The 18554-nt window shown below is 31.6% G+C and carries 14 protein-coding genes; 9 read left to right on the top strand and 5 right to left on the bottom strand.

Features of this window, described 5'->3' with window-relative positions; translation table 11 throughout:
• Positions 1-30: 30 nt before the first annotated feature.
• Positions 31-2226, bottom strand: coding sequence for a SulP family inorganic anion transporter (locus MY04_RS24205; RefSeq protein WP_066215116.1), 2196 nt, complete (start codon positions 2224-2226; stop codon positions 31-33).
• 349 nt (positions 2227-2575) lie between these two features.
• On the opposite strand from MY04_RS24205, the gene MY04_RS24200 reads away from it, so the two are divergent.
• The 8 genes from MY04_RS24200 to MY04_RS24165 all read left to right on the top strand — a co-directional run bounded on the left by MY04_RS24200 (position 2576) and on the right by MY04_RS24165 (position 11139).
• Positions 2576-3793, top strand: coding sequence for a site-2 protease family protein (locus MY04_RS24200; RefSeq protein WP_066215115.1), 1218 nt, complete (start codon positions 2576-2578; stop codon positions 3791-3793).
• A gap of 515 nt (positions 3794-4308) precedes the next feature.
• Complete coding sequence (locus MY04_RS24195) at positions 4309-4944, top strand: GyrI-like domain-containing protein (protein WP_236941127.1); 636 nt, start codon at positions 4309-4311, stop codon at positions 4942-4944.
• A 38-nt stretch (positions 4945-4982) separates the two neighbouring features.
• Positions 4983-5675 (top strand): hypothetical protein, encoded by a 693-nt coding sequence (locus MY04_RS24190; protein WP_066215110.1) that lies wholly within the window; start codon positions 4983-4985, stop codon positions 5673-5675.
• A 78-nt stretch (positions 5676-5753) separates the two neighbouring features.
• Positions 5754-6164 (top strand): hypothetical protein, encoded by a 411-nt coding sequence (locus MY04_RS24185; protein WP_066215108.1) that lies wholly within the window; start codon positions 5754-5756, stop codon positions 6162-6164.
• 213 nt (positions 6165-6377) lie between these two features.
• Positions 6378-7706, top strand: a complete 1329-nt coding sequence (locus MY04_RS24180) for an MATE family efflux transporter (protein WP_066215106.1) — start codon at positions 6378-6380, stop codon at positions 7704-7706.
• Positions 7707-7714: 8 nt separating this feature from the next.
• On the top strand, positions 7715-10003 hold the full coding sequence (gshAB, locus tag MY04_RS24175) for a bifunctional glutamate--cysteine ligase GshA/glutathione synthetase GshB (RefSeq protein WP_066215104.1): 2289 nt from the start codon (positions 7715-7717) through the stop codon (positions 10001-10003).
• A gap of 117 nt (positions 10004-10120) precedes the next feature.
• Entirely contained in the window at positions 10121-10633 is a 513-nt protein-coding gene (locus MY04_RS24170; RefSeq protein ID WP_066215102.1) for a hypothetical protein, read from the top strand.
• Between the two features lie 47 nt (positions 10634-10680).
• Positions 10681-11139: a GNAT family N-acetyltransferase gene (locus MY04_RS24165; RefSeq protein ID WP_066215100.1), complete on the top strand. Its 459-nt coding sequence runs from the start codon at positions 10681-10683 to the stop codon at positions 11137-11139.
• Here MY04_RS24165 and MY04_RS24160 read toward each other — a convergent pair.
• The 4 genes from MY04_RS24160 to MY04_RS24145 all read right to left on the bottom strand — a co-directional run bounded on the left by MY04_RS24160 (position 11136) and on the right by MY04_RS24145 (position 14704).
• Positions 11136-11780, bottom strand: coding sequence for a YiiX/YebB-like N1pC/P60 family cysteine hydrolase (locus MY04_RS24160; RefSeq protein WP_066215098.1), 645 nt, complete (start codon positions 11778-11780; stop codon positions 11136-11138). The two genes, MY04_RS24165 and MY04_RS24160, sit on opposite strands and share 4 nt — an antisense overlap.
• A gap of 198 nt (positions 11781-11978) precedes the next feature.
• Positions 11979-12401, bottom strand: coding sequence for a YeeE/YedE thiosulfate transporter family protein (locus MY04_RS24155; protein ID WP_066215095.1), 423 nt, complete (start codon positions 12399-12401; stop codon positions 11979-11981).
• An 11-nt stretch (positions 12402-12412) separates the two neighbouring features.
• Positions 12413-12973, bottom strand: a complete 561-nt coding sequence (locus MY04_RS24150; protein WP_205958167.1) for a YeeE/YedE family protein — start codon at positions 12971-12973, stop codon at positions 12413-12415.
• Between the two features lie 84 nt (positions 12974-13057).
• Positions 13058-14704: an FAD-dependent oxidoreductase gene (locus MY04_RS24145; RefSeq protein WP_066215094.1), complete on the bottom strand. Its 1647-nt coding sequence runs from the start codon at positions 14702-14704 to the stop codon at positions 13058-13060.
• Between the two features lie 284 nt (positions 14705-14988).
• On the opposite strand from MY04_RS24145, the gene MY04_RS24140 reads away from it, so the two are divergent.
• Entirely contained in the window at positions 14989-17106 is a 2118-nt protein-coding gene (locus tag MY04_RS24140; RefSeq protein ID WP_084006109.1) for a SpoIIE family protein phosphatase, read from the top strand.
• The last annotated feature ends 1448 nt before the right edge of the window (positions 17107-18554 follow it).

Below are 18554 nucleotides of genomic sequence, written 5' to 3'. Positions count from 1 at the left end.
TGGGTGTTTTATAATAAATATGTTCAAGTATTATACTTGAGCTTCTTCAAATCTTTTCTTAACGACTTCATTACCTAGATTATCGACAAACGATAACATGTATTCCATCGATTTACCTTCTGATAACAAGCCCCATTCTTTATGAATCAACATCTCACGACGTTTACATTCAATTCTATAAGGTTGTTCTGCGATTAAAGAAATAATATCTGATGTGAAGAAAGTATCAATGAGTTCTTCATTATTGCCGTAAATATTGAAAGGCGTGAGATTAGATTTCTCCATCAAATCCATATCATATTTCGTCTTTAAGTTAGAAAAATTACTTTTATCCTGGGTATAGAAATCAGGAATACCACCTTTTGCAATATTAAAGACTAAAGCGATGGTTGCAGTAGTTGTTTCTGTAGAGAAATCATCTGCTTTAACATATGTGATATCGAATATCATGAAGCTATAATGTTCTCTTGTACCTAAGATGAAATTATTGGCTCTTCTTAACCTAGAAAGGATAGAAAATGCACTTAAGTAAGGTCGAACAAAAGAAGGGCTTAGGTTGGCCTCGAAATCAAGATCATGAGATTCAGCGAATTCCTTAATAGATTGTGCTCTTTTAGTTAATTCTTCAGGAGTATTCTCTTGTAAAGGATTAGTCACTAATCTTCTTGATGATAAGTGATGTTGAGATTGGAAGTGATGCTTTTCAAATCCGACCTTTATTAACTCACCACCTTCTTTAGTAAACTTATTCTGAATATTGTTGATGTTATTCAAAAATGTATGGTCAATAAAGAAACAATCACTAAAATCTAAGATTATTTTTTGATTCTTTGGTTGAGCATCAATAAGAGATTTGAATTTTAAGTAATTGATAAAAGAAGCAATACCGCTAAATTTAATCACCAACCCATCTTTACTAGCAGAAACCTGAGTATTCAGTTGGAACATTTCATTCAATTTCACACCTTGAACAAGTTCTATGACTATTTTTAATGCAATACCTGCTGCAACACCAACAAGTAGATCCGTCCATAATGTAACTATTAATGTAGTAAGGAACTGTAATAACTGATCAAAACCAACATTCTTTATTTTTATAAACTCTTGAGGAGAAGCTAATTTTAAACCTGTAAATACAAGCATGGCCGCTAACGCTGCATTTGGTATAGTTTTAATAACTGCAGCCGCCAATAAAACAAATAAGAAAAGGAACAAACCATGGTAAAAGTTACTCATTCTTCCTTTTGCTCCAGCATTTATATTTGCAGAACTTCTTACAATTTCAGAGATCATCGGTAAACCACCAATCATACCGGCTATTGTATTACCAATACCAACAGCAACCAAATCTTTATTAAGGTTGGTTACTCTATCGTTTGGATCTAAAGCATCAATCGCCTTGGCACTAAGTACAGATTCTATACTCCCCACCATGGCAAACATGATGATATACTTGATAGATGTATAACTTAATAATTGAGAGAAATCTGGAAAAGTAATGCCACTAAAAAAGTTCTCAGGGAGAACTACTAAATATTGTGACGGTGAAATATCGAAATCAATTGATCCTAAAGTGTAACTATGTGCGTTTGATAAATTAAATACAAATCCTAACGGAATAGCTAATAACAATATTAATAGGGGTGCAGGTAGCTTATTGACCGTCTTATTTTTGATTAAAGGATGTACGAATAATAAAGCTAAGCTTAGTACTCCAATAACGGCTACTTTAGGATTTAAATTCAGAATACTATGTGGTATTTCTGCCAAAAGCCCCCAAGGTGATTTTGCTTGAGGAACAACTCCAAAAATCACGTGTATCTGCTTACTAATGATGATCACACCAATTGCCGCAAGCATGCCTCGAATCACTGATATGGGGAACATATCACCCATTTTACCAAACTTTGCAAATCCCATGGCTATTTGAAGCAAGCCTGAGATTACGATAACTGCTAAAGTAAGTTTGTACCCTAAAATAGGATCATCTCCTCCTAATTCTTCCACAGCTCCGATAGCAATGGCAATTAGTCCTGCTGCAGGACCTTTAATAGCTAGTGGTGCTTTTGATAAAAAAGTAACAACTAATCCTCCGATAACTGCAGTATAGATACCTGCGATAGGTGGAAATCCACTTGCTTTGGCAATTCCTAAACAAAGTGGTAGTGCAATTAGAAATACTAAAAAGCCTGAGATGAAGTTAGACTTTATGTTCTTATTAATCATTTTCAATACTTGATGATTTAGTAACTGAAAGCAAAAATCTGAAATAAATTAACATTTATACCATAAAAACGATTAATTGATTTTATGTTAAGCATTAATATTTTTAATGTAATATTCTTGTAATTTGTTTAATTAATTTAACAATTACATTAACTATCCTATTATCAATGTTTTATAGTAACGTACTGATTACACTATATGTCTAAATGTAATACAAATATCACTTCAAAAAATTCTATTTATTTTAACAAAAAAATAGAAAACGACATATTTATTGTCATATGATTTATATATTCATAAATTAGATCAAGCAAACAAAAAGTAATAAACTAATTATCAATAAACTTCTATGTTTAAAAAAATTGTACTTGCCATACTTCCTAAATTTTACTGGATTATTATTTTGTTCTCTACTTTTATTTTTCTTTTAGGTAAGGAAACAAGTGGTCTCTTTTATTTAGGGTTCAACATTTTAATATTTCAATTATCATTAAAGCTTGGCATCTTAATTCATGAAATTGGCCATCTATTTTTTGCCTATTTAGTAGGTGGAAGTCCTAGAAGATTAACTTTAGGTAAAGGATTCAAGATATTTGATTTTAAGTGGAGAAATATAAAAATTATCATGAATTCAAAGTTTAATTCTGGATTAGCAAATGCTGCTTTTAATAATACTGATAATCTTAGAATTAAATTATGGTTTTATATCGCAGGTGGTCTTTTACTAAATCTAATAGTCGCTGGAATTCTATATTTATTATTCAATTTTTCAACTGAATTTAATGACGGCATTCATGTTTCTTCACTAATTGTTATTTCAAATCTACTTCTCGCTATTTCTTTTTTATTCCCTTACAGAGCTCAAGTGAATGGTTTGAAAATTGATTCAGATGGTTTATCGCTTTTTAGAATTCCATTTAGAAAAATTGATGATCTAATTGAAATGAGTAAAGTAAACGATCTATTAGATGCTTACGATCTAATGGAGCAAAAGAAATATAATGAAGCAATTGGTATTTATGAAACAGTTAAAAGGGAATTGAATAAAGTCACTGCTATAAATACGAGTTTAAGTATTTGTTATTTAAAACTAGGTGAGTCCGATAAAGCTTTAGAATTATTAGAAGAACTTTTACCTCATATTGAAGAGGAAAATTTAAAGAAGTTTCAGAATATTATATACAATAGTCTTGGCTGGACTTATTTGATAATGGACAAATTAGAAGAAGCCAATCACTATTCACAATTGGCTTATCAATTGGACTCGAAAACAGAGGATATAAGAGGAACTAGAGGGGCTGTATTAATCGAAAAAGGACATTATTTAAAGGGGATTAACCTCATAAAAAGGGATGTTGATTTTAATTACCCAAATAGCACTACTTTAATGAACGCCATCTATATCGCTCTAGGTTATTATTTATTAGGTAAAGATGATAAAGCATTAAAATATAGAATATTCATCGTTGAAAATTTATCGTTATTAGACTTTGATGAGAATTATTTATATCAGCGAGCTAAAAATAAATGGGAAATGAAAATAATGAAATCTGAAACTGTTGAATAATCATTACATAAAGGCTTTTTATAAAACTCAAGTATAGGAAGCCTTTATTTTTAGAAATTCTCCTGTATTTTATGCTTTTAATTCTTTGGATCATTGAAATAAAACATATAGATTTGTCATAGAAATATTTTGTATAACAAATATTTCATTTCCCCATAAATACGACTAGTACTAACTAAATTGACAGTTTTTTTATCTAATGGTTAATATCGACTTATCTATTCTTTATTTTCTCTGTATTTTTGACTTATTATTATTTACCCTAGGGCTATACATAAATACTAAAATACAGTTAGAAAAAATTACAACATGGATTAGTATTCCTGTAATACTACTATTGTATGGTCTCGTAATTCCTTACATATCAATAAAGCTTCAAATAGAATATCATATCTATTTTGATGGATTAGTAAGAGATGGTACTAATTTTCTATGGCTCATGTTTAAAATCCCTTTATTTTGGTTGATTGGCTTAATGCAAATTGGGTACATTTATTATCAAAAATTTAAACCTAATGATGATGAAATTCGAATGGAGAAAAAAAGAAAAAACTATTTATCAACCTAAAACTAAACCCGAGATTATTGATGTTCCCGAATATCAATTTATTATAATTAGTGGTGAAGGCAATCCCAATAGTGACTTTTTTCAAGAATGTATTGGAGCCTTATATAGTGTTGCGTATGCTATTAAAATGACCATGAAGAAATTGGACAACCCACCCTCAGATTATATAGATTGGACGGTTTATCCGCTAGAGGGGGTGTGGGATATTAATGATGAAGCAAAAAAGAATTTTAACGGACAATTAAACAAAGACGATTTAGTTTTCGACTTAATGATTCGTCAACCTAATTTTGTAAGTAAAGAATTCTTTGATGAGATACTAGAGCTGACTAAAAAGAAAAAACCAAATCCGTTACTAGAACAAGTAAAATTTGAACAGATTACTGATGGCAAATGTATCCAAATGTTGCATGTAGGCAGTTATGATGATGAACCTGCTAGTTTTGAATTGATGGAACAATACGCAGGGGAGATGAATGTAAAAAGAAAATCAAAAGTACATAGAGAAATTTATTTATCTGATTTTAGAAAAGTAGCTACAGAAAAGTTGAAGACTGTTTTGAGGTTTCAGTTAGAAGAGTAATATTTGATGATATATAAAAAGTAAACTATTCAACTAAAATGACACTTCTACGAAATTCGCTTTTACTATTTACAGTTTTTCTAATTCTTTTTTTTCAATCGCCTGAAGTTGTTCTTGAAGGTGTATTAGCTAAGTTCTTACAGAATTTATCAAGCGATGAGTTATCCTTTTTCGATTTGATATACAGTTTTATTGCTTATTTACCAACTCAGTTAGGATGGATATTAATTTCTATGTGGGTTTACATTTATGCAAAAAAATCAACTTACAGTGCATTATATTTGGTTATTATTGTATTAACTAATTCATGGATAGGGTTAGTTTTTTTCCTTACTATTTATATCAAAGAAAATTTCAGCTTTAATAAAAAAGAGATTTTTAAGATTTCTTTTCTTATACTAATTGCCTGGTCTTTTGTAACACTTAATCCTTTATTGTTGAATTTTTACATACATAAATTTGATTTCACACAACGACTATTCGAAATAAACTTAACAATACACGAGCAAAGTTTTATATCCATGTCATCTCCTGTTTTTAATATTTTAATCTCAATCATATTTATTATTCCAGTTTTTTATAAAACTTTAAAAAAGGATCAGTCAAATCCAATCTTTTGGTTGGTTTCAACCATTGTTTTAGGGATAATACCATGGACTATCTATAATTTATTATCCATAGTAAATAATAATCAGAAGATCACTTATACACCTGAGGAAGTTTTAGATTAAACTAAACTTGAGGTTAATAAATTTAAACACGAATTAATACATGAACATTTATTCATATATTTCGTCTTTATTAATGTAATGAAAAAGAATTTATCACATATCGTAAAGATTTCTTTGGCTTTCAGCATGTCATTGATTGCCTTTTTGCTATTAAGCGAAAAGGAACAAGAGACTTGTTGTAAACTAAAAAAAGAGAATGATAAAGTGATGTTCTTTCAAGAAATCGCCCAGATAGCAAAACAAGGTAATCAAACGCAATGTTGTTTACCAACTGAGCATAAGCCATTGGCTGGATCTGTTCTTAGTATACATTCTTCTGTTGGGCCTTATTTCTTGACAAACTTAGAAAACGATCCTCAGGCATTTCTTAGTAATTTATTTGCCAATAATAAGGCTAATGGATTAATTATTTTAAAAGACTTTACCCTCGATATATTATCAAAAAGATATCATCAGTATATCTTTTGGCTCTGTCAGCTACGACTATAACAAATTCTTAATCATCTAAAAATGACTATTCTAAGTGAATCATTCAACATTTTTAGATCCATTCTTATCACATTTATTTTATTTCCAATAGCCTTTATATCTATGTATATTGATGAATAGATAATTTATATCTAATTAATCATTATGTAGAAAAAGATTGGAAAACATCCTCACATGTAGTGAGATTAATTCGTTATTTCAAAAAATTATTTGATGAAAAAAGATTTAACTAAGGGTAATGTATTTAGAAATATCATTACGCTTGCGTTACCTATCATTACCTCATCGTTTTTACAATTTGCCTACAATTTTACCGATATGATTTGGGTAGGTAAATTAGGTAGTGATGCAGTAGCAGCTGTAGGGACATCAGCCTTTTTCTTACAGTTATGCTGGGCCATTTCTTCCGTATTTATTTTAGGTACAGGAATTTCTGTTTCCCAAGAAATAGGAGCTAAAAACAATCCTTTGGCTGAAAAAATCAGTAGAGAAGCTTTTACAGGAATAGGTTTGATCGTAGCGATTATGCTAGTTCTTATTCAGATTTTCCCTGAATATTTAATTGGGTTGTTCAACTTAAATGATTCTATTGTAGAAGGATTTGCGATTTCATATTTGAGAGTTGCGGCCATTGGACTATTCTTTTCCCATGCAGTATTTCTTTTTACTTCTATAAGTAATAGTCGTGGTGATAGTAAGACACCAATGAAGATCACTATGATCGGCGTTGTGGTAAATATTATCCTTGATCCGATTTTCATATTTATATTCAACTTTGGTGTGATAGGAGCAGCAATCGCTACGGTTATCTCACAAATATTATCCTTCGGGTTGTTTTATAGAAAGTCTGTGGTACATTTCTTTGGAGCATCAAAATTCAAGATATCTTTTGATGAAATTGGACGTATCACTCGATTAGGTATACCATCTTCTATTCAAAGAATTGTATTTACTGTAATCGGTATCATCATGGCAAGAATTGTGGCACAATGGGGAAGTGATGCTATTGCTGCTCAGAAAATTGGTCTGCAAATCGAATCTATGACATTTATGATTACAGGTGGTTTAATGGGCGCATTGCTATCATTTACCGGACAGAATTATGGAGCGAAAGAATACAAAAGAGTCAATGAAGGATATCAGACGGCTATAAAAATTGCGATAACCTTTGGGATTTTAATGGGGACATTGTTTTACATTTTCCCTGAATTCTTTGTACGATGGTTTGTTACCGAAGAGGAAACAGTGGCTATTGGAGCAAGTTATTTGAGAGTCATTGGATTATCTCAAGTATTTATGACTGTAGAGATGGTGACAACAGGTATTATCAATGGATTAGGTAAGACAAAAATTCCGGCCTCCATAAATATCACCATGACCGTCATCAGGGTGCCTATGGCACTTTATTTATCACAAGAACATCTTTTTGGTATCAACGGCGTTTGGATGGCCATAGCTATCAGTACCGTTTTAAGAGCAATTTGCTTAAGCATTGCCTATCATACCGTTAAAAGAAAAATGATCTTATCCACTTCCATTTAGACAACATTATGCATACAATACAACAAATATTAAAAGACAATAGAAACGTTCGTATCTTTGAAGGAAACTTCGGTTTAGAAAAAGAAAATGTACGTATCACCAAAGATGGTAAAATGGCGACTACTTCCCATCCATCAATTTTTGGTAATAAATTAAATCATCCCTATATCACTACCGATTTTTCTGAAAGTCAGGTGGAGATGATTACACCGCCCTTACCATCTATTAAAGAGGCTTTGGGTTTCTTGGAAACTATTCATGATGTGGTCACAGAAAACCTAGGTGATGAGTTATTATGGCCTCAAAGTACTCCTCCGGAATTACCAGAAAATGATGACGATATCAAAGTAGCTGATTTTGGAGAAGAAGGTAAAGAAAATGAAGAATACCGTAATTTCTTGGCTTCAAAATATGGGAAGAAGAAACAGCTATTATCAGGGATTCATTACAATTTCTCTTTAGAGGAAAAGAATATTGAGTTCTTATATCAACAATATGAAGGCAAGATCACTTATGATGATTTTAGAGAAGAATTATATTTAAAATTAACTCGAAACTTTCTCCGTTATCGTTGGTATTTAATTGCATTGTTAGGAAATAGTCCAGCACTTCATAATACTTATTTGAAATGCTGTATTGATAAATTACCTAAAGCAACGAGAGATAGTCATCATTTTGATCATGCAATTTCGATGCGTTCTTCTGTTTGTGGATATAAAAACATCGAAGATTTAGTATTGGACTATAGTTCATTAAAGAACTATGAGTCAAGTATTGATAATGCCATAAAACAAGGTGTTTTAAATAGTAATAAAGAGAATTATACACCAATTCGTCTCAAAGAAGTCGATGGTAAACTAAAATATGTTGAAGTAAGATTATTGGATTTAGATCCTCAAGAGAAAATTGGTATTTCTGAGGAAACAGCCAAAATAGTCCACCTCTTTTTATTGTTTTGTCTTTATAAAGAGTCAAAAGAGATCAGTTCAGAGGAACAAAAAATCGCCACTGAAAATCAAGAAATTGTAGCTAGTGAAGGGCTTTCTGATCATGCTAAAATTATTGTTGATGGAATAGAAGTACTTTTAAGTGAATCCATTCAAAGCTTAACAGCGGAGATTTTAGATATGTTCATCACTTTTGCTCCAAACGATTATAAGTCAGCTTTTAAAACCTTGATGGATCTAAGTGAAAATAAAAAGGTTCGTCCATCATGTGAAACATTAAAAGCCATTCAAGGTAAAGAATATATCGATTGGCATCTTGAAAAAGCTATTGAATATTCAGACGCATCAAAAGGTACTCAGTTTAAGTTTCATGGCTTAGAAGATATGGAATTATCCACTCAATTAGTGCTTCGTGAAGCTATTTTGAGAGGGATCAAATTCGATATTATGGATCGTACAGAAAACTTTATCAAATTAGAAAAAAATGGTAAAGTAGAACACGTCATGCAAGCCACAAGAACATCATTAGATAATTATGTTAGTGTCTTGATGATGGAAAATAAAGTCATGACCAAAAAAGTGATTGAAAATGTAGGCATCAGAACTCCAAAAGGCGATCAGTATACTTCCGTAGACAAAGCCAAAAGTGATTTCGTTTTCTATCAGGGACAATCCATTGTCATCAAACCTAAGTCGACCAACTTTGGTTTGGGTATCAGTATATTAAAAGACAATCAAGATAAAAAGCTATTCGATAGAGCTGTAGAAATTGCTTTTGAACATGATAATTCTATTCTCATCGAGGAGTTTGTTACAGGTAAGGAATATCGAATTTTCATTATTAACGATGAGGTGGTGGGTATTCTTCATAGAGTTCCTGCGAATGTTAAGGGTGATGGACAATCGACAGTAAGAGAATTGGTCATCGAAAAGAATAAAGATCCACTTCGTGGTAAAGGCTATAAGACCCCTCTAGAAAAAATTGCTTTAGGTGAAGCTGAGGAAATGTTCTTAAGAACTCAAGGTTACGATTTTGATTACATTCCAAGCAAAGATCAAATAGTCTATTTAAGAGAGAATTCGAATATTTCGACTGGTGGTGATAGTATCGATTATACAGATGATATTCCAGATTCATACAAGCACATTGCCGTCGAAGCAGCGAAAGCCTTAGATGTTAAAATCACAGGTATAGATATGATGATTGATGATATTCATGAAGAGGCAAGTGAAGATAATTATGCCATCATTGAAATGAATTTCAACCCGGCCATTCATATTCACTGCTATCCTTATAAAGGAAAAAACCGAAGCTTAAATGCCAAGGTTTTAGATGCCTTAGGTTACTAAAAAGATCATTTGATAAAACCTCTGAGGATTCGTTCTTGGAGGTTTTTTTATAATAAATTTAATCTTTTATGTACCTTCAATAATTAATTATCTCACTCCATATACTTTTTCAATACATTGGATATAAAAAAGGAACATATCATTCTGTTAGAAGAAATAAAATCTTCTAAATCACAGTCAATTAATATCAATGAAATAAAATTTGAAAACTATCTTCAGAAAGAACGTTTATTAAAGTTAATAGAAGATCTTCTAAGATATGACCTCGTCGAAACAGAAGATGATAATGATGTGTATTTTATCACTCCAAATGCGTTTGACTTTTTAGATGATTATGCCGATTATTTTGATGATGATATTGATTTTGATGAAGATGAACCTAGAAAACTTACAGCAGAAGAATTAAACGAAAAGATAAATTTCTTTGGGAAGGATAAAACGAGATATTATATCTTTATATGGATTGCCATTATAGGTATTATTATCATCTTCTTTACTTATTATAAGATATCAGTCTCTACACATGAAGATATAGAAAAGGTATTTAAAAGTATCGATGTAGAACAAATTAAAGAGATGATAGATAGTGCATCTCATAATAATATAGATTCGACGTTGATAAATGATTAGAAAGAATTAAGAAAAACTCTTTTAATATTAATGAGTGATAAATAAATATGGTAAGACTCATCAAAAAAGAAGATATCTTTGCTTTAAAGAAAGTATTAGATAGCATTGAATTATTCCCTTCTGAATACTTAGAGGATATGATTTCAGATTATCTAAATAATTCAAATTCAGATGATATTTGGTTCACTAAAGTGATTGATGGAGAAGCAATTTCATTAGGGTATTGTTCTCTTGAGAAATTTACTAATTCAACTTATAACCTTTTAGCCATTGGAGTAAGAAAAGATTTCCAAAGTAAATCACATGGCAAAGAGATGGTGAGTTTTATTGAAAATTATTTAATCGAAAAAGAAAAGAGGATCCTTATTGTTGAAACTTCGGGCTCAGCAGGTTTCGATTCGGTGAGGTTATTTTATGAAGGGTTAGGGTATAACAAAGAGGCAGTCATTAGAGATTTTTGGGAAGAAGGTGATGATAAAGTGATTTATTGGAAAAAATTGAATTAATTCAACTCAATTATATCCAAATACTTCGATCTAGAAACACCCCCAGGATTCAAACCAGCTTCACCTTCTGGAATTGGAGCATTCAATTTTTTAAAATAATCTACCCAAATAGGGAAGTATTCATTTGTATCTGGATCTTTATAAGTCATAGGAAATAATTGGAATACTTCTTTATTGTTATTAGCTGATTTATACGTCTCATAAACCAACTCAGAACAATAATATTTATCGTTTTGAATATCAAATACATCATCATATGATTTGCCTAAATAGTCGAAAGCATACTTTGCCGCTTTTGGAGCCAATTCTTGATATTCAGATTTCATTCTTCCTATAATTGTTCCTCCTTCACCTGTATGTTTTCCAAAGAATTCTTTCAGAGAAGTACGTTTTACTCCTGCACCAACTGCTTCGATAATAAGGAGAGAATCAGCTTCTTCGACAACGATAGCACAGTGTGAGAAATCTCTTCCATTCCATCCTTCAGTCACTTTATTAATGGCTACACAAAAATCGCCACAATCAAGATCTTGGAAGACAATATCGCCTACCTTAACACCATAAGGATTGTCAGTTTGTTTTTTTGTTTCATTGCAACTGCCTAAGGCAAATAAAAGGAAAAATGGAAGTATGTATTTCATGCTACAAAACTACAAAAAAAGTAATAACTAATAGGTAATAATGAATAGTTTTCATCTTAACAAAAGACTAAAACTTATTACCTATTAGTTATTACTTATAATATATCTTTATATTAATTAGATAGGTTTATTAGAAGAATTTTGGTAAAAAGTCGAGCGTTAATTCAGCACCTCCTACCTACTACCTACTACCTATTTTTAATGTGGTAAACGTTCTTTAGTCAAGCCATAAACAAATGTACCAACTAATGCGAAGGCAAAAACAATCACCATGCTATATTCACCGTAACCCATAAGGATGAAAAGGGGTGCAGTACATCCTCCAACTAAAGCCCAGCCTAAACCGAACATAATTCCTCCCAATAAATATCTCCAAATACTTTTTTGTTTATCGGCAATAATGATTTCATTACCGTCAAAATCTTTGATATTAAACCTTTTGATTACCTGTACGAGGATAGCACCAACAACTACAGCTGAACCGATAAATCCATACATGTGGAAGGATTCAAAGCGGAACATTTCCTGAATTCTAAACCATGAGATAGCTTCACCTTTAGAGAGGGCAATACCAAAGAAAATACCTAGAATTAAATATATTATTACTCTTTTTGGTTTCATTTCTTGTGTGTTTAAAGGATAAATGGAATAATTAACCAAGTCATGATTAAACCGCCAATGAAATATCCAATAACGGCAATAAGTGACGGTAATTGTAAATTTGATAATCCGCTAATTGCGTGTCCAGAAGTACACCCACCTGCGTATCTAGAACCAAAACCAATTAAAAAACCACCTATTGTAAGCATTAAAAGCCCTTTCACAGAGAAAATTGCTGATGCATTGAATAACTCTGAAGGAAGGACGTAATGGTTATCACTTGTAATACCAAGTGATTGTAAGTGATTTGCTGTAGCATCAGAAATACCTGCCAGGTGATCTCCACCTAAATATTTATAACTGATAAAACCACCGATTATACAACCAATAGCAAATACTAGGTTCCAAGATTCTCTTTTCCAATCAAAGTTGAAAAATGAGTTTTTCTTGCCTGCTCCACATGCGGAACAAATAATTCTGAAGTTCGAAGATAGTCCTAGGCTTTTACCAAATAATAGTAATATAGCCATAGTCGCACCAACAATCGGCCCTGTAACATACCAAGGCCATGGTGCAATAATGTTTTCCATCATGGAAATTGTCGTTTAATGAAAGTTTAAAGATGAGTAGGGATGTTACGTCTATGTAGAGGTAACATCCCTACGGGTAATTAACAATTAGCCGTTGATTTTGTTCCAAGCGGTAAACCCACCAGCTATGTTATGAATATTTTGGAAGCCATTATGTGCTAATATTAAAGAAGCCAGATAACCTCTTAAACCTTTTGCACAAGTCACATAAATAGGCTTTTTAGTATCAATTTTATCTAAATTCTCTCTTAATGTATCAAGAGGTAAGTTTAATGCACGATCATCAATTCTACCAGCATTTTCTAGTTCCGCAGGATTACGAACATCAAGGATTGTAATGTCATCACCGCTTTCAAATGCTTCTTTAGCAATTGCAACATTTACTTCTTTGAACAATCCTTTTTGAGCATTCTGAGCCACAAACCCGGCAACAATAACAGGGTCCTTTGCTGGAGAGAATGGAGGAGCATAAGCTAAATCAAGATTTGGTAAATCTTCAATAGTTAGCTTAGCATAAATAGCAGTAGCTAATACATCAGCACGTTTATCCACTCCTTTTTGACCAAACAACTCAGCACCTAAAATCACATGAGTATCTGGAGTATAATAAATTTCGATAAACATATCTTTACCCCCTGGATAGAAGCCTGGATGTGAATTGGCAATGATAAAAGTAGATTCATAAGCAATCCCATCACGTTCTAATACTTTTGGACCAGCACCAGTTCTAGCTATTGTATGATCAAACATCTCCATAATCGCAGTACCATAACCACCAGGGAAAGTTTCGTTACCTCCTACAGCATTAGCACCAGCTACACGACCACCTTTGTTGGAATGCGTCCCCATCGGGAACCAACCTTCTGCATTGGTGACTATATGAGGAATTGAAGCACAATCACCCGCTGCATAAATATCGGGTAAATTTGTTTCCATTCTTTCGTTTACAATCAAAGCACCATTTGGTAGATGATTGGCACCTTTCGAAGTCAACATTTCTGTGATAGGTTTTACACCAATCGACATAATCAAGAAATCTGATGAGATTGTTTTACCATCACTTAACACTAAGCTACCATCAGTATTAATTTTTTGAATTGATTTGCCTAATTCAAGTGAAACACCATTATCTTCTAAAACTTTTTCACCCATTGTTGCAAATTTGTCATCCCATGGACCAAGAATGTGTTTTCCTAATTCTATGATGGTCACTTTTTTGCCAATTTGCATTAGGTTTTCAGCAGTTTCAAGACCGATAAGACCTGCACCAACGATAGTAATTTCATTTGCACTATTAAGTACATCTGATTTTATAATTCTATCAAAGTCTTCAATTGTTTTAGCGTGTGCCCACTCAGTGTAATCAGCTAAACCTTCAATAGGGGGAGTAATAGCAGTACCACCAGTAGCATAAACCAATTTGTCATATTTATATTCACCTTTTGGAGTGTACACCATATGATTATCAGGATCGATATTCGTTACGGGTTCTTCTAAATGAACATCTATGTTAAAACGTTGGCGTAATAGATCAGGCTTTACGACCAACAATTTATTTCTATCTTTAATTCTTCCGGAAAAGGCATACGGAATACCGCAAGTCGCATAACTTATGTTTGCAGTTTTCTCGAATAATATAATTTCAGCATTTTCATCAGTTCTTCTTGCTTTTGCAGCTGCTGATGGTCCGGCAGATAAACCGCCAATAACGATGATTCTTTTTTTGTTATCCATTTCCAATTAAATCGCTTGTTTATTTTGATGATACAAACATAGATGAGGCGGTAAACTAAAAGTGTAACTTTTGTCACATAAACGAGAGGAAAAGGGTAGATCTTAAAGAAATTGGTTTTTGTTAACAATTGAAAGAAAGCAAAGTAAAGGATTTTAGAATTTATTAGATAAATCCATGTTTTGTTTATACTTTATTCATATTTCTGTTTTATATTTAGAAGCAATTATATTAATGCATAAATTTTACTGACTAATTGAGGCTATCTAAATCACATATACTTTTATTGATAATTCTCTTTTCTTCTTTTGTTGCTTTTGGAAGTGAGATTCCTGACTACACTCAAAAAAAATTAGAAAGTTACAAAAGCGTTTGTTCAAAATATTTGAGAACATCTTCTGATTCTACACTTATTTATGCGAATAGAATATTATCTATTAGTATAGAAATAAATAGTAAGGCTTGGGAAAGTATGGCTTATCAGTATATGGGTTCCTATCATATTCGTAAGGGACATATGGCTGTTGGTTTCGATTATTTGATGAAAGCCTTATCCATTTCCGAATCTTTAGAGGATTGGTCTGATGTTGCCAATATATCAAATAACTTAGGTGTATTTTATATTAGAGAACATGAACACGAACGTTCCATATATTATTACAATAAGGCTCTCATTGCTATGGAGACTCTAATTAGTGAGTCGGATAATATTACAAAAAGGCAAAGAAGTAATTTAATAGCAATGATATTTAATCTAGGCGAAGTTTATTCGATTATTCATGAAAATGACTCTGCAGAGAAATATCTTAATGAAGCATTCTTTGAATCAATCAAACATGGTTACAAAGAACAAGAAGAATATGTTATTGCTATTCGATCAAGAGTTTTCTTTAATCAGAATAAAGTAGAATTAGCGATCAAAGAAATTATAGAACCCATTCAATATTTTAAATTGAAAAATAACCTAGATGGGTATAATGAATATAGCTTGTGGCTTTCCGAATATTATTTACATGAAAAACAATATGGTAATGCTAAGAAAGTAGCACTTGATATTTACGGAGGTAAAACAATAGATAATACCAAATTTTGGAAAAAAGAAGCTTCAAACATGTTACATAAAATTGAAGCAGAAAAAGGAAATTGGAAAATTGCTTATAAATATAACAAAGAGTACCATCAGTTAGGCAGCGAATTAGATAATGCTGATATTCGAGAAAGGATCGAACGTATAAAGCAAAACTATTTATCTGAGAAGCGTTTGGACGAAATCAGCTCTTTGAAAGAAAAAAATACTTTATCTAATCAACTCGTACATCAACAAACAAGGTTTATCTATCTTATGGTTGCATTGTTTGTTATTATGATTGTAGGGATTTATTTCTTACTAAAGTTTTATCTTGGTCTTAAAAAAGCTTATGCGAACATTAGAGAAAAGAATAATGAAATTGAAGCACAACAAGAGGAAATTTTAGCTCAAAAAGACCACCTTCAAAATTATGTGCAACTGTTGGATAATAAGAATAAACAAGTAGAGGCAGGGATTACCTATGCGAAAAGGATTCAATCCGCTACCTTACCTGTGAAAAGTAAGATGGAATCCATCCTTGGTGATGTTACTCTTTTTTATCAGCCTTGTGGTCTAGTTTCAGGAGATTTTTATTATTGTTCTGGTAAACTATACAAGAATAACGAAAGAATTTGCATAGTTGCTACAGTTGATTGTACTGGACATGGTGTACCTGGAGCATTTATGTCATTAATCGGAAATGGTATTCTTAATGAAATTATTAAGGTGAAACATATTGTAAAACCTTCTGATATTTTAGAAGGATTACATCAGCGTTTACAAACCACTTTAAGTCAGTATGAGGAATATGGTGTTCAAGATGGTATGGATATTACCGTTGCATGCATTAATTATTCTCAGCAGAATGTAACTGTTTGCAGTGCTAAAAATTCATGGGTCTACTTTAAAGATGATCAATTAAATTACGTAAAGGGTGATAGACGTAATATTGGAGGTATGGATTTAAATACTTCAAATTTCAGAGACCATGAAATCAGTTTTGCAAATTCAAAAATTTCATTTTATTTCTATTCTGATGGTTATCAAGATCAATTAGGAGGGGAGAAGAATAAAAAATATATGATAAAGAATTTTAGAAATTTATATAAACGGCAAAACGAAAAGTACATTTTATTTCAATCGAATTGTACAGTTTATTTTGCCGTTTACACTATACTAATATTTTATTACCTGTTCCAGCTTCAAAATAGAAGTAATCACCATTTTCATCATGGTAATATGTATTCCAATTGTAATTTTGAGACAAATCTAAAAGCAATGTTTCAACTGACTGAAACCATGCTAAAGTTGTACTTTGCTTGTTATACAACTTAACTGATTTTGTTGTTGATGCTATAACATTTACATCTGTAATATCATTCTTTACAGCATTCAATTGATCTAGTTGATTTTGCTCATGTTTAAATCCACCTAAAGAAACATCATTTGAAAGACCATGTATCACAAACAATAAATTGATATTCACATTTGTAATAACTGATAGATTTTTAATTGATAAAGATTGAGTTGTAAAGACAAATTCAGTAGTAGAAGAAAGGTATATTTCAATGTTTTTTACTTCGTTCAATCTTCTAACTACACACTCTTTTAATTTTGGTGCATTCCTTAAATCAATATAAATATCATTATAAGAAGCAATACTTGTTATTCCGTTATAATCTTGTGTAGCGTGTTTTACACCGCAATGTTGCAATTCCGGTAAATTACCTTCTATCCTAAGCTGATTAGCATTAGGACTTACACCATGGCCATAGTTGTAAAATCTTATTCTCTCCAAGAAAGGAGCTGAATTAACAGTAAACTCACCTGATCTTAGTTGTTGAAGATAAACTTCTTTTACCCTATAAGTAGAATCAATATTAATTTTAAGGTTGACAAATGACCCTCTAATATCTCTAAAATAGATGTAATCAACTGTTTTTATCTCGTACAAATCAGTCGTTTCGTTAGTATTAACTTCATAGTTTTGGTGAAAAAACAAACCTCCTCTAAAGGTAGTGCCAGGACTTGGATGTGTCATACCCGTAAATACACATTTCTGTTCGTGCTTTAATCTCTTAGCACTATTTGAAGCAATAAAAACACCGCTACAAGTTTGTAAATCTCTATCAGACATTAAGAAGTTATACCAGTCACTTGCAATATCAGCAAGTTCATCAGTAGCAAGTGAGTTTGTAGTCCAATTCAATCTAAACTCACCCGTTGCTAATACTAAAGGATTTACATTGTTCACTCTTGAAGTGACAGTACCCCCATACTGAGAACTACCAAATAACCCATAATTATCAATGTACTGCCAAGCATTGGGTTTTATAGAGTGATAAATATAATCGTCAGATTCCCTTACTTTCTGTTCTTTTACATAAGAACTAATACCTTTAGTATTCCAAATAAAGTATGCTTCTTGTGATTGAGTATGCTCATATTTAGCACAAATGTATGGAAACCAAATATTGCAAATGTTCTCATTATCAACTGTAATATTATAATTTTCTCTTAGTTTGTAGTAGTATGGATGAACATAATTATTAAAGAAATTCTCTACTTCATCAGTAATTAATGACGTTGATTTGATGTAGTAACTTACTGTTGCTTCTATTCTAAGTTTTATAGTTAGATGATCCTTATCAGATAAATCTAAAATAAAACCCCATTGATCTATGCCAATGTAATTTTGATTTACTTTTAATGTTGCTTCTGAATTGAATAGAATATCACTTATATAAATTGATATTATGTTTAAATTATTAAGACTTACATCA

The organism is Flammeovirga sp. MY04, from assembly GCF_001682195.2.
Taxonomy (GTDB): Bacteria; Bacteroidota; Bacteroidia; order Cytophagales; family Flammeovirgaceae; genus Flammeovirga; species Flammeovirga yaeyamensis.
The sequence above is the reverse complement of the archived record's forward strand: the minus strand, read 5'-3'. Positions and strand labels throughout refer to the sequence as shown.